Annotated in this window: 2 protein-coding genes; both read left to right on the top strand. The window is 60.9% G+C overall.

Translation table 11 applies throughout. From position 1 onward, the window contains the following. Nucleotides 1-99 precede the first annotated feature (99 nt). Nucleotides 100-1,398, top strand: a complete 1,299-nt coding sequence (locus ACLQ62_RS08035; protein WP_411721123.1) for a restriction endonuclease subunit S — start codon at nucleotides 100-102, stop codon at nucleotides 1,396-1,398. After that, the coding region (locus tag ACLQ62_RS08030; protein WP_411721122.1) for a type I restriction endonuclease at nucleotides 1,398-2,956 on the top strand (1,559 nt) is incomplete at its 3' end. The genes ACLQ62_RS08035 and ACLQ62_RS08030, both read left to right, overlap by 1 nt.

The raw sequence follows: 2,956 nt of genomic DNA, 5'->3' as shown, positions 1-2,956 counted from the left end.
CTTCTACAGGTACCTGCCGCCGCGCCCGCTCGAAGAGATCGACGCCGACCTCAACAAGCTTGTGCGAGAGATCACAGAGCTGCTGAACGAGGTTGAGGCGTGACGCTCGAGCCGTATCCCGCCTACGTGGAATCCGGTGTCGACGGTATTCCTTCGATCCCAGCCGGATGGACGGTGAAGCCGATCAAGTCGATAGCGGAAGCCGTGGCTGGAGGAACACCCGACACTGATAATCAGGACTTCTGGACTGAGACCGAGTCTGGGATTGCGTGGGTCGCCATTTCTGACATGAGCTCGACCAGCTCAGTCATCTCAACCAAGAAGGCGGTCTCTGACGCGGGTATGGCAGCAGCGCGCCTCTACGCAGGCGAACCTGGAACTGTGCTTTTCGCGATGTATGCGAGCGTTGGCGAAGTATCCCAGTTGGGCATTCGAGCGACCTGGAATCAAGCTCTCTTGGGTTTGATGCCTATGCGAGGGCTATCAACGTCAAGGTTTCTCTTCTATGCGCTGAAGAACGCGAAGGAGCAGCTTCCATACCTGTACCGCAGCAATACCCAGAACAATCTCAATGCCCAGCAGGTCGCGAACATGCGTCTGGCGGTTCCTGAGATCGAAGCGCAACAGGAGATTACAGATTTCTTGGACGTGCACACGGCGAAGCTCGACCTGTTGATCGGGAAGCAGGAGCGGTTGATCGAGACGCTGGCGGAGCGGCGGCGGGCCGTCATCAGCCACGCCGTCACCAAGGGTCTCAACCCCTCCGTTCCGCTCAAGGAAGCGGGCGTGAACTGGCTTGGCGAGGTTCCTGTGACTTGGCGGGTTCGGCCTCTCTGGTCGCTGTTCGAACGAATCAAAGACGTCGGCCACCCTGATGAAACGATGCTTTCAGTGTTCCGAAACTACGGCGTTGTGGCGAAGGATGACCACGCCAACCTGAACAAGACGGCAGAGAATCGCAACATCTATCAGTTGGTTGCGCCGGGATGGCTTGTAACTAACCGTATGAAGGCTTGGCAGGGATCCGTTGGAGTTTCAGAGCTGCGCGGCATTGTGTCTGGCCACTATTTGTGCTTTCGGCCACGGCACAGCGAAGTGTCGAGGTTTCTCAACTATCTGTTTCGCTCCGCTCCCTACGCGGATGGATACGCAACTCTGTCTCGTGGCGTGCGAATCGGGCAAGCGGAGATCGACAACGATCACTACCGAGTGCTACCAGTCTTGCTTCCGTCTACCGATGAGCAGAGTGAGATCGTGCGATTCCTCGACCGCGAAACGGCCCAGATCGACGCACTGTCGGCGAAAGCCCGCGAGATGATCGACGTGCTCAAGGAACGACGGCAGGCGCTCATCAGCGCCGCTGTGACGGGGAAGATCGATGTAAGGGGGCTGTCCTGATGGGCAAGCACAACGAGTACTGGTTCGAAGACGAACTCGCCGCGCACCTTCAGGCGAATGGGTGGGAGTACTCGAAGGACGACACCGGCTACGACCGGGAGCTCGCCCTCTTCCCGGCCGACGTGTTCGCCTGGCTGGAGGCAACCCAACCTGACGCGCTCGCCCAGAAGGTGAAGGCATCCGCCCTTCCCGCGGCGCAGGGGAAGTCCCGGGAGCAGGTGCTTACTGTGTTGGCCCAGACGCTCGGCCGTCCGTTCGCGCAGGGCGGCGGCACGCTCAACGTGCTCCGACATGGCTTCAAGGATGTGGCGACGCAGTTCGACATGTGTCAGTTCAAGCCGGCACAGAGCCTGAACCCGGCGACGCTGGGGCGGTATAGCAAGGTGCAGTTGCGAGTGATGCGGCAGGTGCACTATTCGACGTCGAACCAGAAGTCAATCGATCTGGTGTTCTTCACGAACGGGCTGCCGGTGGCGACGATGGAGGTCAAGACCGACTTCACACAATCGGTGCAGGACGCGATCATCCAGTACAAGAAGGACCGCACCCCGAAAGACCCGATAACCAAGAAGACCGAGCCGCTGCTCGGCTTCGGTACCCGTGCGCTCGTGCATTTCGCGGTGTCGAACTCCGAGGTGTGGATGACGACCCGGCTCGACGGCGACAAGACCCACTTCCTGCCGTTCAACATGGGCAACGACGGTGGCAAGGGCAACCCGGCGAACCCGAACGGATCGCCCGCGTCATACCTGTGGGAGCGAGTGCTGCAACGGGACGCGTGGCTGGAGATCATCGGCAAGTTCCTGCATTCCTCAACCACCAAGAAGACCGACCCGGTCACCGGAGAGGTCACCGTCTCGCAGTCGCTGCTGTTCCCGCGGTTCCACCAGTGGGAGTCAGTCACCAAGCTCGTCAAGACCGCCCGCACCGAGGGCCCGGGAAACCGCTACCTGATCCAGCACAGCGCCGGGTCGGGAAAGACGAACTCGATCGCCTGGACCGCGCACCAGCTGAGCTCGCTGCACACGGATGCGGGGGCGAAGGTGTTTGACTCGGTCATCGTGGTCACCGACCGCACCGTGCTCGATGACCAGTTGCAGGATGCGATCTACCAGATCGATCACAAGTCCGGGGTCGTGGTGCCGATCACGCGCGGCGGTGCGGACTCGAAGTCGGCCGCGCTCACCAAGGCGCTGACGGATCGGGCGCAGATCATCATCGTCCCGATCCAGACGTTTCCGCACGCGCTGAAGGCGATCCGCACTTCCGGCGCTTTGGTCGGTCGGAGTTTCGCGATCATCGCCGACGAGGCGCACTCGTCGCAGACCGGCAACACGTCGGCGAAGCTCAAGCACGTGCTGTCGCCGGAGGAGTTGGCGTTGTTGGAGGACGGCGGCGAGATCGACATTGAGGCGTTGCTCGCCGCGGAGATGGCGGAGAAGGCCGACACGAAGAACATCAGCTTCTTCGCCTACACCGCCACTCCGAAGGGCAAGACCCTCGAACTGTTCGGTCGGAAGAATGCGGATGATCTGCCGGAGCCATTCCACGTGTACAC

Source organism: Mycetocola sp., from assembly GCF_046716805.1.
Taxonomy (GTDB): domain Bacteria; phylum Actinomycetota; class Actinomycetes; order Actinomycetales; family Microbacteriaceae; genus Mycetocola_A.
The sequence above is the reverse complement of the archived record's forward strand: the minus strand, read 5'-3'. Positions and strand labels throughout refer to the sequence as shown.